We start from the raw sequence: 16,514 nt of genomic DNA, 5'->3' as shown, positions 1-16,514 counted from the left end.
CCTCATGCCTGCGCCGTCACCCTGCGGGGCTGGGGCGAGAGGTCGGTGCCGTCGGACTCCAGCGCGTCGAGCAATACAAAGAATTTGCCCAGGCCTTCCAGCAGTACCGGGCCCGGCACCGGTCGACCCGGGCGCACTGATCGTCCGGCCAGCCGCGCCAGCACATTGCGTGCCGCGACAGCCCAGGGGTCCTGCGCATATTGCAGGCGGAACACCGTGGTTGAAGCCTGCCCCGCAACCAGCCATTGCTTGCGCATGGATGCGTCGTCTGGCGGGACATCGCTCGCGAGTTGCACAATGCCCTGCTTGAGCAGCTTGAAATACGGCTCGGCCGAAGTCCGCCAGCCAGGCCACTGCACCATTTGTAGTGCTGTCGCCTGGATGCCGTTACTGGCCAGCATGTAGCTGTGCGCCAGCGGTTTGCCGCTGTCTGCGTCGACAATGCGCCGCACCACACAGCGCAACCTGGAAACCACTCCCTGCGCGCCCGGTGCGTCGCTCCCGGCGAGAGGCCGGACAATGACCAGCGCTTCTGCCACCGATACCCACGCGGGTTTTCTGCGATATGTCGTCGCTTGTGGCGTACTGAAGGTGAGCCCTGCAGCCAGCTTGGCGAGTGTTCCTGGCGTTCCATTTCCTGTGTCCAGGATGCGAAGGGCGGCGGTTGCAGATGCCGCCCATTCATTTCCGCTGAACCGCCACTGCTCAATCAACGCGGATGCAGGCAGACGGGCCAGCAAATGGACAACCGATTTCCCGGATTTCCGGATCCAGTCACCCGGCAGTGGCATCCCCGCCTGGACGGGACCGGCCAGAATCCGCTGCGGTGCAGCGAAGGGTCTACCAGTGCGATCCGACAGCAGCACGGTGCTGGTGAGCACCCGGGGCTCTGCGTCGTCCTCGCCTGCGAGGCTGGTATCGCCAGTCACCGCCAGGACATAGTCGCTGCAGCCGGCATGAATGTCGGCCAGGGCCTGGGAACGCAATGTCTGTGCAAGCGCTTCCTCCCCAAGCTTGGCGTCGCAGAGCTTGCGCCAGATCGCGCGGGTTTCCTCAAAACCGATCTGGCCATTGGCAAACGCGCTGGCATTGGACGCCAGTTCCTGGGCATTGTGGGTCAGTGCCCGAATCAGTTGCTGGCATTGCGCGCGCAAGCGGTCGTTGACGGCCTCTGCCGCAGCCACTTCGGCCTCGTTGCCCAGCGGCGCAGGCCGCTCGTCAAGATCTGCTTCACCGGGCACGAACAAGGCGCTCCGGCTTTTGGCCTGGAACACGCTGTCCACCAACGCCTGGCGATCCACCAGCATCAGGTGCTCGGGAACCTTCTGTCCGCTGGAGATGTAGTGCACTGGCAGCTGGTGACGAATGGCCATGTCCACCAGCACACCAGGGTGGGTAGCCTCGTCCACCTTGGTAAAAATGCAACCCGCGAGATCGGAAGCCTTCGCCGTCTTAGCGCCATGGCGATAGGCCTCGACCACCTCATTGAGCGTATCGCCATGGCTGGAAGCATTAAGCAGCAGCAGGCGCTTGACTGGCCGGCTGGCACTGCAAAGCATGGCAATCTGGTCGGACACGGCCCGGTCACGCTGACTCATGCCCACGGTGTCGATCAGCACCATGTGCTTGTCGCGCAAGCCTGCCAGCACATGCGCCAGGTCGGCCGCGTCCTTGACCGCGTGCACCGATACACCGAGGATCTGGCCATAAATACGCAGTTGCTCATAAGCGCCGATCCGGTAGCTGTCGGTGGTCACCAGCGCCAGCTTGTCTGCACCGAAACGCAGGACGCAACGTGCAGCCAGCTTGGCCGTCGTGGTGGTCTTGCCGACGCCCGTCGGGCCCATCAGGGCATAAACGCCCCCCTCGTCCATCAGTGCATTTTCGTTTTCGAGCACGGGCAGGCGGCGTGCCAGCTCCGTCTTGGCATGGTCCATGCCGCAGGCATGGCTCAGGCCTGTAGGCAGATTTTCCAGAATGTCCTTGGCCAGACGTGCACTGAAACCTGCGCCAAGCAGTGTGCGCAGCAGGTGCCCGCGCACCGGGTCACGCCTTTGATGCTCGTTCCAGGCCATGCCGGCAAGCTGCTCCTCGATCATCCCGCGCATCGAGTGGATTTCCCGCAGCAGGCTGTTGCCGTCGTCCACGGCCGGCAGCGGCGCTACCGCCTGCTGGGGAGGGGCCGGAGGCGGCAGCGGTACCGGTAGCGGCGCCGTCGGGGCTACCTCCCTGGCCACAGGGCCATCCATGGTCGCCACCACTTCAACGCCGCCCGCCGTCACGCGGTTGGACAGGATCATGGCGTCGGGCCCCAGTGTCTCGCGAACCAGACGCAGTGCCTCACGGCTGGATGGCGCGGTAAAACGGTAGTTCGAGGTGCCGGGTGGCAGATGGGTAGTCATGCTTTTCCTCCAATGGTGGCCGTCACCTTGATGGTGCGGGTGTCGGGTATCTCAGCGTGGGAAAGCACCTTGAGCTGCGGCAGGCTACGGCGCAAAAAACGGGCCAGCAATACACGCAGCGGGTGCTGGACCACCAGCACGGGTGCCAGGCCCAGCTGTGACTGGCGGTCCATGGCCAGCTGGGTTTCCCTCAGCAGGCTGTCAGCCAGACCTGGTTCAAGTCCACTGCTGTTGGTCAGGGCCTGCAGCAAAACACGATCCAGCGAGCTGTCGAGGCCTATCACCTGCAGTTCCTCGTTGCCCGGAAAAATCTGCTGCACAATCGCGCGACCCAGTGCCAGCCGGATCAGCGACGTCAGCTCCGTGGTGTCTGTGACCGTCGGTGCGTGCTCAGCGAGCACATCAAGAATGGTGCGCATGTCGCGGATGGGCACGCTCTCGTCGAGCAGGTTCTGGAGCACTTTCTGCAGCGTCGTGAGCGTCAGGGTTTTGGGAACCAGATCCTGAATGAGCATGGGTGACTCTTTCCCGATGCGATCAAGCAGTTGCTGGACTTCCTGCCGCCCCAGCAGCTCCGCGGCATGCGCGTGAATCAGGTGATTGAGGTGGGTGGCGACGACCGTGCTGGCATCCACCACCGTATAGCCGTAAATCTGGGCCTGCTCGCGCAGGCTGCTGTCGATCCAGATTGCCGGCAGGCCGAAGGCCGGGTCCCGGGTCTGGGTCCCGGGAAGCGTGGCACTGACCTGCCCTGGGTTGATGGCCATCCACTGCCCGGGGGAGGCCTCGCCCTGGCCGATCTGTACGCCCTTGAGTTTGACCACATATGCGTTCGGCTTGATTTCAAGGTTGTCGCGGATGTGAACCACGGGCACCAGGAAGCCAATGTCCTGCGCGAATTTTTTACGTATGCTTTTGATGCGGCCCAGCAACTCGCCGTTCTGGGTTTTGTCCACCAGGGAAATCAGGCGGTAGCCCACCTCGAGACCGAGCGGATCCACCAGCGCCACATCGTCCCACGTGGCCTCCTGCGACTCCACGGCGGTTGCCACCGGGGCAGGCACCGCCACCGCGGTATCGGCGTTCTTACCGCCGCTGTGCATGACACGTCGGCCAAGCCAGACCAGGCCGCCCGCAATGATCAGGAAAGCGAGATTCGGCATACCGGGGATCAGGCCCATCAGGCCAATCACGCCCGCCGTCAGGAACAGGACCTGGGGATTGGCAAACAGCTGGCCGGTGAGCTGGCCGCCCACGTCTTCGTCGGTCGTCACGCGCGAGACGATGACACCCGCTGCGGTTGAAATGACCAAGGCCGGGATCTGCGCGACCAGGCCGTCGCCGATGGCAAGCAGGGTGTAGGTCGTGGCGGCATCCGAAAAACCGAGGCCGTGCTGGGCCATGCCGACAATCAGCCCACCAATGATGTTGATCACCAGGATGAGAAGGCCTGCAACGGCGTCACCGCGGACGAACTTGCTGGCGCCGTCCATCGAACCGTAGAAGTCGGCCTCCTGCGCCACTTCGGCACGGCGCTTGCGCGCCACGTCTTCGCCAATCAGGCCGGCATTGAGGTCGGCGTCGATCGCCATCTGCTTGCCCGGCATCGCATCGAGCGTGAAACGAGCGCCCACCTCGGCGATCCGCCCGGCGCCCTTGGTGATGACCATGAAGTTGATCACGACCAGAATGATGAACACCATGACGCCCACGGCAAAGTTGCCGCCGACCAGGAAATGTCCGAACGCCTCGATCACCTTGCCCGCGGCATCCGGACCGGTGTGGCCCTCCATCAGCACCACGCGGGTGGAAGCGACATTGAGCGACAGCCGCAGCAGCGTGGTGAACAGCAGCACGGCCGGGAAAGCCGCGAAATCCAGCGCCTTCATGGTGTACATGCTGACCAGCAGCACCATGATCGACAGTGCAATATTGAAGGTGAACAACAGGTCCAGCAGAAACGGCGGTAGCGGCAACACCATCATGCTGAGAATCAGAATGATCAGGATGGGGCCAACCAGCCCCTTGCCCTGGTTGCCGGCCAGCATCTGCCTGGGCAGACGCAACAATGAACTGGCCAGTGTCATGCGGGACTTCCAAGAGGATCGAGTGATTCGGGGACCGGCAGGTCACGCGGAGGGCGGGGCAACGCGCCGCCTTCCGTTCCGGCACGGTTCAACTGGTAGGCCCAGGCCAGCACTTCGGCCACGGCGGCATACAGGGCAGCCGGGATTTCATCGCCCAGCTGGGTGTGACGGAACAGGGCCCGGGTCAATGGCGGCGCCTCCAGAACCGGCACCTTGTGTTCTTCGGCCATGGCGCGGATACGCAGGGCCACCAGGTCGGACCCCTTGGCAACCACGCGCGGCGCGCGCATATCCTTGTCGTGGTATTTCAGCGCAACCGCAAAATGGGTTGGATTGGTGACAATGATGTCGGCCTTGGGTACCTCGGCCATCATGCGGCGCCTGGCCATTTGCTGCTGCTGCCTGCGGATCTGGGCCTTGACCTGCGGATCCCCGTCGCTTTCCTTCTGCTCCTGGCGCAAATCCTCGCGCGACATGCGCAGCTTGCGCGCATGGCTCCACAGCTGGTACGGCACATCGATGAGCGCCACCAGCAGCAGCGAAGCGATGATCAGGGCACAGCTGCCAGCCACCAGGTGCAGGGTGTGCGGCAGCGCAGCACGCGCCGGCTCGTTCATCAGGGCCATGATGGCGTCGAGCTTGCCCGAGATGACCCACCAGGCCACGCCGCCAACCAGCAACGACTTGACGATGGTCTTGACCAGTTCGGCCAGCGACTCGGCCGAGAACATGCGCCCGATGCCGGCCACGGGGTTCAACTTGGAGAAATTGGGTGTCAGTGATTTCCCCGAGAGCAGCCAGCCACCGAGCATCATCGGCGCCACCAGCGCTGCCACCAGCATCATGAAAAGCAACGGCATCAGCGCCTGCATCGCGTGCAGGACGGCCGACCCTGCCTGCACCATCATGTGTGACGCGTCAAAGGCCGAAGCACGTTCGAATTGCAGGCCATTGCGCAGCGCACTATCGAAATGCCCGCCCATCATGTCTCCCAGGGTCCAAAGGGCGCCAACGCCCGTGGTCAGCATGACAAAGGTCACCAGCTCCCGCGACCGGGCGACCTGCCCCTCCTCGCGCGCCTTTTCCAGACGTCGGGGCGAAGCCGGTTCGGTTTTTTCGAGATCACTTTCTTCCGCCATCAATGCTCCGGAACGACAGACGCCGGAAGGCGTCCCATCTCGAAGATTATTGGTGAAAGCCCTCTGAACCGATCAGGCAAACAGGCCGGGGATAGGCCTGTTCCTTCGGCAATCAGCCTTCAGGTGCAGGCTAGAAGCCGAGACTGGCAAGCAGGTCATCGACCTGACCCTGATCGTCCACCGCGTCGGTGTTTCCCAGCTTGATCTGGGGGCCGTTGAGGAGGCCGTGGCCAGCCTCTTGCCGCTTTTCGATGGGCGCGTTGTCAATCAGTAGTTGCAGCAGCTGGGTCTCCATGTCCTTGATCACGTCCATCATCTTCTTAATGACCTGACCGGTCAGGTCCTGGAAGTCCTGGGCCATCATGATTTCCATCAGTTGCGCGTTGGTCGCGCTGGTCTGCTGCGGGACGTCTGCCAGGTAACTGCGCGTGTCTTTCACCAGATCACGTGCATCGTCGAGCTCCAGTGGGCTGGCAAACCAGACGTCCCAGCGCTGGGACAGGTCGGCGGCCTGCTTCGCCAGGCCGTCCTGGATGGGCTGAGCCACGTCGATCGCGTTGAGCGCCCTTTCCGCTGCACGTTCGGTCATCTGGGCGACATAGTTCAGGCGGTCACGCGCATTGGGAATGGCTTCGGCTGCCCGGGCAATGCCCTTGTCCAGGCCCAGCTCGCGCATCCCCTCGCGCATCTGGCGCGTCAGATGCCCGATGCGATTGACCAGCTGTTCGGTCGAATCGCCCACGGCCGCCGGAGAAGTTGTGTCGTGAGGCATGTCAAGCACCTTCTTTTTCTATTTTTTCGAAAATCTTGGTGATCTTTTCCTCCAGCGTGATGGCTGTAAACGGCTTGACCACATACCCGTTGGCCCCCGCCTTGGCGGCTGCAATGATGTTTTCCTTCTTTGCTTCCGCCGTCACCATCAGCACAGGCAACTTGGCGAAAGAGGGATCTGCGCGAATTGCCTGCAACATGGCCAAGCCGTCCATATTTGGCATGTTCCAGTCAGAGACGACAAAACCGTAGTTGCCGTTTCGGACCTTTTCCAGGCCCACCGCGCCGTCTTCGGCCTCATCCACGTTGACGAACTCCAGCTCCTTGAGCAGGTTGCGAACAATCCTGCGCATGGTCGGAAAATCGTCCACGACCAGAATCTTGATATTTTTGTCGATCACGTTAACTCCAAATTTTGACTATCAACACACATTAACGGCGGGCTCACAGGGTGCCTTCCAAGCGCTCTTTTACTTTGCCTAAACCCGATTGCTCCGCGCACCGAGTGACCTCAGGTAGGTCATCACGCGCTGACTCATTTCCTGCAGCGGGGCGACCTCACTGACAGCGCCGATGGCAATCGCCTCGCGCGGCATGCCGAAAACCACACAACTGGCCTCGTCCTGCGCCAGCGTATGGGCACCGGCCTGCCGCATGCGTAGCAGGCCTTCGGCACCGTCCCGCCCCATGCCGGTCAGAATCACGCCAATGGCATTCTTGCCGGCGTGTATTGCAGCCGAATCAAATAGCACATCCACCGAGGGGCGATGCCGGTTCACAGGTGGCTCCTGATGGACCTGCGCCACATAGTTGGCGCCGCTGCGCGTGAGAGAAAGATGAAAGCCACCTGGCGCGATGTAAGCGTGGCCGGGCAAAATTCTTTCGCCTTGAACGGCTTCCGACACGGCGATACGGCACAGGCTGTTGAGGCGTTGCGCAAATGAGTTTGTAAAACCTGCCGGCATGTGCTGCGCGATCAAGATGCCCGGGCTGTCCGGAGGCAGTGGCTGCAGGACCTCACGGATCGCTTCAGTTCCGCCGGTTGATGCGCCAATGATGATGAGTTTTTCCGTGCTCAGAAGCGGGCTGTGCAGCGGCAGAACTTCTGCCATGGTCTCCGTCCCGCCGGGCGCTGCAATCCTCTTCGCCGGCAGCAGCCGGGCCGTGGCAGCGATGCGGATCTTCCCCGCAATCAGGTCGGTGTATGACAGCAGACCATCACGGATGCCCAGGCGCGGTTTGGTGACAAAATCGATGGCGCCCAGCTCCAGCGCGCGCAGCGCCGCTTCCGAGCCGCGTTCGGTCAGCGAGGACACCATTACCACCGGCATGGGCCGCAGTCGCATCAGTTTTTCGAGGAATTCGAGACCGTCCATGCGCGGCATCTCGACATCCAGCGTCATCACGTCGGGATTGTGAAGCTTGACCAGGTCACGGGCCACCAGTGGATCGGACGCGGTTGCCACCACCACCATGTCGGGCTGGCTGTTGATGATTTCCGTCATCAAACTGCGGATCAGTGCCGAGTCGTCAACGCACAACACCCTGATTTTAGGAACGGTCACAGAGCCCACGCATTCTTGTTGACCGTGTCGCGTGCCACGTTCGCGCCAAAGAGTTCCACCTTGTTGCGCCCCTGCCGTCCTGACAAGGCCTGTACCAGGGCCTGTTCTCCGCGATTGACCTGCACAGCATCCTCCTGCTGACTGAGCTTTCGCATGGTGACTTTTCCGGTCGCCGGGAAATAGTTGATACGGCGCGGCAGCTTTCCCCGCAGATCCTGAGCCGCTATCCGGACCTGCTCCATCTGGAGATACCGAAGCACAAAATCGGCGTTACGCTCGCCTATATTGAGCATGGTCATGTTCGCCAGAACGGCTCCACCGCCAAATACCTTGGCCTCCAGCCGCTCACGCCTTGCGCCGGCCTTGAACAACTCATTGAGGAGCATCTCCATGGCGTAGGCGCCGTAACGCATGGCCGAGGCGGCGCCACGGGACTTTGGGTCTGTATCCTCCGGCAGCATGAAGTGATTCATTCCGCCCACGCCTGCTGTGCTGTCACGCACACAAGCGGACACGCACGACCCCAACACGGTTGTCAGCACCATGTCGCAGGACGTGACGAAGTACTCGCCGGGGAGCAACTTCACCGCTGAAACGCCAAACTCGCGATCGAAATAGTGGTGGGTGGCGACCGTTTCCGTGTGCGCCGAACTCATGTCGCTGCCTTTGTGCTGTTGCCAACCAGCTCATAAATCGTCTGCCCGCGCAGGCGGAAAGTCTGGCTGGCGAATGAAAAGTTCTCTGAATGACCGGCAAACAGAAGGCCATGCGGCTTCATCAGGGGCGCAAACCGCTCCAGGATTTTTCCCTGGGTGGGTTTGTCGAAATAGATCATCACATTGCGACAAAAAATCGCATCAAACGGGTCCTTGAGAGCCCATTTTGGATCGAGCAGGTTGAGCCGCTCGAACTTCACCATCGCCACCACTTCCGGCCGCACGCGAACCCTGCCCTCATGCGCGCCCGTGCCTTTCAGGAAAAACCGCTTGAGGTAGGTAGGCGGAAGCTTGCTGACCTGTTCGGCGGTGAATACACCCGTTGCCGCCTTGGCAAGGACCTGGGTGTCAATATCGGTGGCCACAACACTGGCCGCGCCGGCCCGGGAGCCCAGCGCGTCGATCAGTGTCATTGCGATCGAATAGGGCTCCTCCCCCGTGGACGCAGCCGAACACCAGACCGTCAGGGGCTGCGGGCATTTTTTGGCATGCTCTGCCAGCACCGGAAAATGGTGTGCCTCACGGAAGAACGCCGTGAGATTGGTGGTCAGCGCATTTGTGAATAGCTGCCACTCGTCACCGTCCGGATTGGCTTCCAGGAAGCCAAGGTAGGTGGAGAACTCCTTGAGCCGCAGCTCGCGCAAGCGTCGCGCAAGGCGGCTGTAGACCATTTGCCGTTTCTGCCCGCTCAGCGCTATTCCCGCTCGCTGATGGATCAGCTCGCGTATTCGCGAAAAATCCTGGTCCGTCAGAAGGAAGTCCGGTCCGACCGGTGCAGAAGCAGCAAAATCCGTGTTTGTATTCATGTTTTCTTTTTGACCCATCGGGCGCGCCCGGTAAATCCCCGGTGCATCGCGCCGACGGCATATGCTTCAATGTATCCAGCACCCGTCTGTACCGATACACGGAAAAGCGCTCCAAAGAGCCTGCTCTTTTTGGTTTGCCGGGAAGCTTCGCAACTGGATGGCAGTCCCTGATCGGCGAACGCCAGGCGGGCCTGGAGCTCTAAAGCTTGATGTTCTGCGCCCACGCCAATGCCGAGACGTGCGCCTGATTCACGTCCGCGGCCGTCATGAACAAGGCATCTGCGTAAAGTGCCGCGCATCCGTCTTCCTGCTCGCAGGCTTCCACCAGCGCAAGAAACGGTCCGTACGGGCCTTCACGGGCAAGCAGGGCCTGCACCACGGGCTCGGGCAGGAGGATTCTGCTCATCACCTCCTGCATAGGAATTCCCAGCAACCGGTCGAGAAGGGAAAACATGCCGACAAAAAAGAGGTTCTCAGCCTCGCTTTTCGGGAGTGCGCCCCGTCCGAGCAATTCCGCAAAGTGCCCCCGAACAATCGCAGCCTGCATCAGTGCCGGGGAAAACCCGGTGCTGCTGGTTGCTGCCAGCAACAGCGAAAGCCAGCGAAACAGTGGCCTGTAACCAAGCATGGCCACCGCAAGCCGAAGCGATTCGATCTCGACTTCGATACCGAAACCAGCTGAGTTGATGTAGCGAAACAGCTTGTATGAAATGGTTGCGTCGTGTTTGAGAACCTTTTCCAGCTCGCGTACGTCGGCATTATCCTGAACCATCTTCATCAGCTTGAGAATCAGTGCCGCTTGCGGCCCCAGCTCCCCGCGGGGATTTGACTCGCGAGCCGCCATGCAGAGATTCGGGAAAAATCCGTTCAAGCCCAGTGACGCGCACGCGTCGAACTCCCGCCATCCCGGGAACCTCCTCACGAGCACTGAGAACGACGACGCGCTGATCTGAGACAGCCTGCTTATCGCAGCCAGGTCCGGGTGATCGTGCGCGACCTCCACCTGCGTCACAATGGAAAGCAGGGCCGGGCTCGCGGCCAGGCGGGCAAGATCCGCATCCTGTAGTGCGACGGCATAACCCTGTTCGATCAGTGACACGACCAATGTCATGTGCCCGCTATCCAGCAGGGCGTCCTGCTGGAGAACCAGCACTGTTGTCGCCGGAGACACGCTTTTTAGCGCGTCGGCGGTCAGTAGTCCGGGAACAGCCTCCACATACAACAAACCCAGCCGCTCTGCGGCATGCTCACCGACAAAAGCCAGCAGCTGACGCAGGTCTGCCTCTCTGGACAAGGCAGCGCCATTCTCTTTTTTCTGCCATCCGAGCTTGTAGCCCAGCACATTCTGCCGGGGATCAAGCAAGGGAGCGCGCACAAGGTATTTGGTTTCAAACATCAGGCTTCTGACCAGTTGGGAGGACGAGGATAGGCCCGCGCTTGGTCGGCAGTGCCGATAGCGGGTCTTTCCTGAAGTAACTGTAAGTACAGCGAGCGGGTTTGACTCCTGAAAGAAGACAGGAAATCATCCCTCTGTTTTTTGATTGAAAAATCAGACATGGCGCTAATATCCGGACACCGCCCTTGCGCGGTTTTCCGGACAAGGCTCCTGCCGCCATGACCTGCGTCCCCGACATCAGCTTCTTTTGCAGGAGTTCTAGAGCTTGATGTTCTGCGCCCAGACCATCGCAGCAAAATGCGCCTGGTTGACACGCTGGGCGTCCATGGACAGCGCACTGGCCAGTGCCTCCGCCCCCCCGTCGTCTTGCTCACAGGCCTCTGCCAGCGCAAGAAACGGCCCGTACACCCCTTCGCGGGATCGCAATGCCAGCGCGACAGGTTCCGGCAACACCACCTGACTGAATACCTGGTCGACAGGAATACCCAGCAACTGGTCCAGCAGGGAAAATGTACCGACAACAAACAGGTTGTCCGCCTCACTCCTGTGAAGCAGCCCCTGACCAAGCAGTTCGATAAAGCGCCCGCGAATAATGGCGGCCTGCAACAGTGCGGGGGAAAACCCGGATTTGCTGGTGATGGCCAGCAACAGCGACAGCCAGCGGAACAATGGCTTGTAACCCAGCATGGCCACCGCCTGGCGCATCGACTCGATCCGGCCGTCGAGGCCGAACCTGGCGGAATTCATGTGATGGAGCAATTTTTCGGAAATCGACCCATCCTGATTCAGGATTTTCTCCAGATGGCGAATGTCGGCGTTGTCCTGCACCAGTTGCATGAGCTGCAAAATCAGCACGGCTTGCGGGCTTGGTTTTTCCGCGGGGTTCGGCAGGCGCGGTGTCCGGCAGATATCCCCAAAAATCCCATTCAGGCCCATGAGGGCACAGGCATCGAACTCCCGCCATCCGGGAAACCGGTTGACCACCACTGATAGCGGAATTTTCCTGCTTCTGGCGAGCTTGCTGATGGGGGCCAGCTCCGGGTGATCCGCGCCCAGCTCCACGTGGGTGATCAGCGGTACCACCGTCTCATCCGACTCCAGCCAGGCGAGATCTGCATCGCGCAGTGCCAGACCAAAACCACGCCTGCGCAACCCCGCAGCCGGCGCCAGATGGTCCTCGTCCACCAGGTCGGCACGGTTCAGCACCAGCACCGTGCTTGCAGGCGGCAATATCTGCAGCGCCGCAGCAGACAGCACGGCGGAATGGGCGTCAAGGAAGAGCAGGCCCAGCCTGGCATCGCCCACATGCTCGGCAACAAAGGAAAATAGCTGATGCTGCTCCGCCTCTCGGGCCAAGTCGCCACTTTCGCCAGTTTTCTGCCAGGCGAACTTGTACCCGATGACCTGCTGCTTCGGGTCAAGCAGGGGAGCTCGGACAAGGTAGCTGTTGGCCGCCATCAGACGCCAGGCCTCGCTGGCACAACAAAGGCCAGACACTGTTTCATTACGGTCTTCTTCATTATTTTTAATGTAGGCGGCGGGAGGCTCGATCGGTTGCCAGAAAAGACGGGTAATGCCCCCTCGTTTTACCGCGTGGGCAGAAGGAACCTCAGACCCTTGCCCAATCCATGCCCGCTGCGGTAACGCCGCTTCTCGTGGCCAGATGCTGGACTTTGTCGGGGCGGCGAGGAGTATTGCGGGTGATGGGCGGCGGGACGGTGCCCGGAGTGTATGTCGACCGGGCAAGTTAAAGCTTGATGTTCTGCGCCCAGGCAAGCGCCGACAAATGCGCCTCGTTCACGTGGGCCGCCGTCATGGAGAGGGCTTGCGCCAGATGGGCAGCCCGCCCATCCACCTGTTCACATGCCTCGACCAGTGCCAGAACCGGCCCGTAGACGCCTTCGCGCGAGAGCAAGGCCTGTGACACTGTTTCGGGCAAGGTCAGTTGCTTGAGTACTTCCTGTACCGGAATTCCCAGCAGATGGTCGAGAAACGAGAACATGCCAACCACAAACAGGTTTTCCGCTTCTCTCCTGGAGAGAAAGCCCTGGCCCAGCAGTTCTGCGAACCGTCCACGAACCATGGCGGCCTGCATCAGCGCGGGAGAAAATGCCACGGTATTGGTCCGCACCAGCAAGAGCAAAAGCCAGCGGAACATGGGCGCATAACCGAGCATGGCGACGGCATGTCGCGGCGAGTCTATTTCAAATTCCAGGCCGAAACCCGCAGAATTGATATAGCGCAGCAATTTATAGGAAAGGGCAACGTCGCTCTTGAGGACTTTTTCCAGGTGGCGAATATCGGCATCCCCCTGAACCATGTGCATCAGTTGCAAAATCTGTTGCGCCTGGGGCCCCAGTTTCCCCGGCGAACTCGTCTCGCGGCGAGCAGCACATAAATTCTGGAAGACACCGTGAATGCCCGAACCCGTGCAGGCTTCAAACTCCCGCCAGCCCGGGATGGCGTCCACGATCAGGGCCATGTCCGGCTGCCTGCGGCGGGACCAATCGGCAATCTCGCCAAGGTCCGGATGGCCATGGGGGAGAAAAATGTAGCTCAGGTGAGGAAGCAGCGGTCCGTTTGCCTTCAACAGGTCGGGGCTGGCATCGCGCAACGCCAGGACCCCACCCTTCTCCCTAAAGGACGACGCCAGAGCAAGGTGGTTTTCAGCGAGCAGGTCGTCCGGCTTGAGGACCAGCACCGCGGTAGGAGGGGACAGGGTTTGCACCAGCTCATCGGACAGCCCGGCGGGACCCGTCTCCATGAAATACAGGCCCGACCTGTTTTCGCCGGAACGCCCGGCCACAAGGGTCAGGAGCAGGTCCGCGCCAGCTCCACCAGAGGTTTCGCTCGCAGCTCCGTCGCCCTGGAAGGCCAGCCGGTAGCCAATGACGTGTTGCTTCGCGTCCAGCAGCGGTACTCGGAAAAGAAAGCTATTTTCGCGTGACAATCTCTGGCGCCAGGTGGTGAGAAGAAGTTATCCCCGTCTTTGACCAATCGCGCAGACAGCGGGCTTTCCAGCCGGAACTATAAGCCTGGGGCATGAATTCGATCACCCAAGAAAGACCGGAATTCTCCTTCTGTTTTCCGTATGTAAAACCGAAATGCCGCGCGTCGACGAAATAGGAGTTCACGACGGCGGAAAGGGGGCGCTGCCTGCCCTGAGCCGGAGCCCCGCCCCAACCGCTTCATCCACCTGAATCCGAAAGCCAGACCTCCTTTCGCGCGTCGGGACGCGCGAAAGGAGGCCGCCCCGGATCGGTCAGACTGCTGGCGGGGACCTGCCGGCCGATTCCGAGTCCTGCGGCAGGGACATGAAGAAGCTGGCCCCGCCCTTGTCAGCAGCAACAGCCCAGACTTCACCGCCATGCAACTGCGCGACACGCTTGACGATCGCCAGACCCAAACCGACACCGGGAAAATCCACCGACGAGTGCAGACGCTCGAAGGCGGTGAACAGCTTGCCCGTGTAGGCGGTATCGAAACCGGCCCCGTTGTCAGACACCGACAGCACGATCTCTGCGGGATTTCCCCCTGTCATGAGGGCCACCCGGATCCAGCTCTGCTCTTTCCGGGAAGTGAACTTCCAGGCGTTATCGAGCAGACAGGCCAGCGCCATGGAAAGCTGGGTTTTGTCGCAGATCAGCGGCAACTCGGGTTCCATTTCAAGCACCAGATGCCGTGCCGGCTCGCGCTTGCGCAACTCGTCCATCAGACGCTGGCACACGGGGGCCAGATCTACCCGTTCCGGCGTCATGGGCATGTTCGGCAAATAAGTCAGGGTGCGCAAATCATCGATCAGCCTGGCCAGTTGGAGACTGCTCACCCGGATACGCGCGAGGTAGTGCTGACCTTGCGCGTCGAGCGAGCCGCCGTGGCGCTCTGCCAGCGTGGCGGCAAAACCGACGATGACATGCAGTGGCGCCTTCAGGTCGTGCAGCATCGCGCTCGTGAAAGCCTCCAGTTCGCCACGGCTGCGCTGCAGTTCCCCGGTACACGCCTCGATGCGCATCTCAAGCTCTTCATTGAGCCTGGAGAGGTGAGCGTCGGCAAGATGGCGTGCGCCTACGTCGGTCACGCTGACCAGGACGATCGGCCGCAACGCCCATTGCACGCTGGAGCAAGTGAGTTCAACAAGCATGCGCTCGCCATCGGCCTTCTTCTGGGTACACAGTCGCGTCTCCTGCTGAAAGTCGCCTGGCGGCAGGGAGTCCAGCAGGGCGGCCCCCTCATCGTCGGGAAAAAGCGATTCAACAAACAGCGCGCTCAGCATTTCCGGCGCCATGCCATACAGTGCGGCAGTAGCGTTGTTGGCTGCCAGAATGCGCCGGGAGCCTGGATCGAACAGCCACATCGCCTGCGGATGGGCGTCGAACAGAGCCTGGTTGCTGGCTTCGCTGTGTCTGAGCGAGCGCGAGACCCGCTGGATCGCGCTGACATCCTTGAGGGTCACCAGCAGGCCGTCGGCATGCCGGCGCAGGCAGTAGTCGACCCACTGGTCCTCAAATGCATGACGGACGGTAAAGGTATGGCTCCCCGTTTTCAGCAGCGCCTCTTCGGCGGCGCTGCGGTACTCCTCTGCTACTTCTTCTGCTGCTGCATCCCAGAAATCAAGGCCATGCAAATCACCAAGCGGGGAATGCATGAGCGCCTGGGCGCAACTGTTGTAGGCCACCACCCGGCCGCTGTTGTCCAGCAATACGATGCCGTCAGACGACAGATCGAGACCGGCCTGCAAGGCCTCTGCGTTGGGGTGCGCCGGCCTGGTCTGGGCCCCTGGAAACAGCGCCCGCCGGCTTCCCCTCAGTGACTTCAGCCACGCCTTGAGGAGGGTCAGCGGGGTCAAGGTCAGGCTTCTTCCAACGCAGGAGACCGCCCACGCTTACCGGTGAAATGGTCCGGCTAGCGCCACTTGCGGTTGGCCACCAGCAGGGCAGTCACGTACCCGTGCAACCAGTCGAAATTGATCGGCTTTTCAAGGTAGTACGAGTTGGGTGGCAGGCCTCCTCTTTCCGTAACCGATTCACGCGGCAAGCCGCTGATCACCAGGATCTGCATCGCCAGCAGTTGCTGATTGCGCTTGAGGGCGCGCAGCATCTCCATGCCGTCCACGCCGGGCATGTTCAGGTCCGTGATCAGGAGGTCCGGTCGCATGCTGGCAATGTCCATCAGGGCCTCCAGGGCAGACGGCATGAAGCTGCAGTCCACCGCCATGTCCCATTCGTCGAAATGGGCCCTGTAAAGCTCGCAGGTGGCATCGTCGTCCTCCACCACGAGGACGCTGAGTCGATTGCGTGGATCTGCATCCACCTGGGCGCGTTGCGGACTGCTTTTCTGAAGATAGGCATTGATGGCACGCAGGGAAAGCCGGCGGTGCCCGCCCAGGGTCTTCCACGCTTCAATTTCGCCCTTTTCGACCAGTGACTGGACGGTGGCGACCGACAAGCCCAGCAATTTGGCGGCATAAGTGGTCCCGCAATAGTCATCGCTCGAGAACTCGCTCGCAGTGATGGCATTTTCGAAAGTCTGGGGTTCGCGGGGCATAAGGAGGCCTATTAAAAATGACACCTGCAATTTAAACAATTTAATGAATTTAATCAATTGGATTTAATGGCTATCAATTCCTGTCCAA

General features: G+C 61.1%; 13 protein-coding genes. All 13 read right to left on the bottom strand.

Annotated features, from left to right (window positions below; translation table 11 throughout):
- Positions 1-2: 2 nt before the first annotated feature.
- On the bottom strand, positions 3-2,402 hold the full coding sequence (flhF, locus tag PSV26_RS18330; protein WP_300572817.1) for a flagellar biosynthesis protein FlhF: 2,400 nt from the start codon (positions 2,400-2,402) through the stop codon (positions 3-5).
- The gene (gene flhA, locus PSV26_RS18325; RefSeq protein ID WP_300572814.1) at positions 2,399-4,489 is read right to left on the bottom strand and encodes a flagellar biosynthesis protein FlhA; all 2,091 of its coding nucleotides are present in this window, start codon (positions 4,487-4,489) and stop codon (positions 2,399-2,401) included. The genes flhF and flhA overlap by 4 nt, the downstream gene beginning before the upstream one ends.
- Positions 4,486-5,628 (bottom strand): flagellar biosynthesis protein FlhB, encoded by a 1,143-nt coding sequence (gene flhB, locus PSV26_RS18320; protein ID WP_300512387.1) that lies wholly within the window; start codon positions 5,626-5,628, stop codon positions 4,486-4,488. Before flhB ends, flhA begins: the two co-directional genes overlap by 4 nt.
- A gap of 130 nt (positions 5,629-5,758) precedes the next feature.
- Positions 5,759-6,400 carry a protein phosphatase CheZ gene (gene cheZ, locus PSV26_RS18315; protein ID WP_300512388.1) on the bottom strand — a complete coding sequence of 214 codons (642 nt, stop codon included), beginning with the start codon at positions 6,398-6,400 and terminating at the stop codon, positions 5,759-5,761.
- Between the two features lies 1 nt (position 6,401).
- Positions 6,402-6,800 (bottom strand): chemotaxis response regulator CheY, encoded by a 399-nt coding sequence (cheY, locus tag PSV26_RS18310; protein WP_300512389.1) that lies wholly within the window; start codon positions 6,798-6,800, stop codon positions 6,402-6,404.
- Positions 6,801-6,878: 78 nt separating this feature from the next.
- The gene (locus tag PSV26_RS18305) at positions 6,879-7,964 is read right to left on the bottom strand and encodes a chemotaxis response regulator protein-glutamate methylesterase (RefSeq protein ID WP_300572811.1); all 1,086 of its coding nucleotides are present in this window, start codon (positions 7,962-7,964) and stop codon (positions 6,879-6,881) included.
- Positions 7,961-8,620, bottom strand: coding sequence for a chemoreceptor glutamine deamidase CheD (cheD, locus tag PSV26_RS18300; RefSeq protein WP_300512391.1), 660 nt, complete (start codon positions 8,618-8,620; stop codon positions 7,961-7,963). The genes PSV26_RS18305 and cheD overlap by 4 nt, the downstream gene beginning before the upstream one ends.
- Entirely contained in the window at positions 8,617-9,486 is an 870-nt protein-coding gene (locus PSV26_RS18295; RefSeq protein ID WP_300572854.1) for a CheR family methyltransferase, read from the bottom strand. Before PSV26_RS18295 ends, cheD begins: the two co-directional genes overlap by 4 nt.
- A 199-nt stretch (positions 9,487-9,685) precedes the next feature.
- Complete coding sequence (locus PSV26_RS18290; protein WP_300572809.1) at positions 9,686-10,882, bottom strand: EAL and HDOD domain-containing protein; 1,197 nt, start codon at positions 10,880-10,882, stop codon at positions 9,686-9,688.
- Between the two features lie 258 nt (positions 10,883-11,140).
- Positions 11,141-12,628, bottom strand: coding sequence for an EAL and HDOD domain-containing protein (locus tag PSV26_RS18285; protein WP_300572807.1), 1,488 nt, complete (start codon positions 12,626-12,628; stop codon positions 11,141-11,143).
- Between the two features lies 1 nt (position 12,629).
- On the bottom strand, positions 12,630-13,832 hold the full coding sequence (locus PSV26_RS18280; protein ID WP_300572804.1) for an EAL and HDOD domain-containing protein: 1,203 nt from the start codon (positions 13,830-13,832) through the stop codon (positions 12,630-12,632).
- A 312-nt stretch (positions 13,833-14,144) separates the two neighbouring features.
- Entirely contained in the window at positions 14,145-15,728 is a 1,584-nt protein-coding gene (locus tag PSV26_RS18275; RefSeq protein WP_300572801.1) for an ATP-binding protein, read from the bottom strand.
- Between the two features lie 56 nt (positions 15,729-15,784).
- Positions 15,785-16,426: a response regulator gene (locus PSV26_RS18270; protein WP_300512396.1), complete on the bottom strand. Its 642-nt coding sequence runs from the start codon at positions 16,424-16,426 to the stop codon at positions 15,785-15,787.
- Positions 16,427-16,514 lie beyond the last annotated feature (88 nt).

It is taken from the genome of Polaromonas sp., assembly GCF_029945685.1.
In the GTDB taxonomy this organism is placed as follows: Bacteria; Pseudomonadota; Gammaproteobacteria; order Burkholderiales; family Burkholderiaceae_C; genus Polaromonas.
The sequence above is the reverse complement of the archived record's forward strand: the minus strand, read 5'-3'. Positions and strand labels throughout refer to the sequence as shown.

Coding starts and splice junctions, on each gene's coding strand:
- flhF (WP_300572817.1), bottom strand. CDS start 2,402: ATGACTACCCATCTGCCACCCGGCACCTCGAACTACCGTTTTACCGCG.
- flhA (WP_300572814.1), bottom strand. CDS start 4,489: ATGACACTGGCCAGTTCATTGTTGCGTCTGCCCAGGCAGATGCTGGCC.
- flhB (WP_300512387.1), bottom strand. CDS start 5,628: ATGGCGGAAGAAAGTGATCTCGAAAAAACCGAACCGGCTTCGCCCCGA.
- cheZ (WP_300512388.1), bottom strand. CDS start 6,400: ATGCCTCACGACACAACTTCTCCGGCGGCCGTGGGCGATTCGACCGAA.
- cheD (WP_300512391.1), bottom strand. CDS start 8,620: ATGAGTTCGGCGCACACGGAAACGGTCGCCACCCACCACTATTTCGAT.
- PSV26_RS18295 (WP_300572854.1), bottom strand. CDS start 9,486: ATGAATACAAACACGGATTTTGCTGCTTCTGCACCGGTCGGACCGGAC.
- PSV26_RS18290 (WP_300572809.1), bottom strand. CDS start 10,882: ATGTTTGAAACCAAATACCTTGTGCGCGCTCCCTTGCTTGATCCCCGG.
- PSV26_RS18270 (WP_300512396.1), bottom strand. CDS start 16,426: ATGCCCCGCGAACCCCAGACTTTCGAAAATGCCATCACTGCGAGCGAG.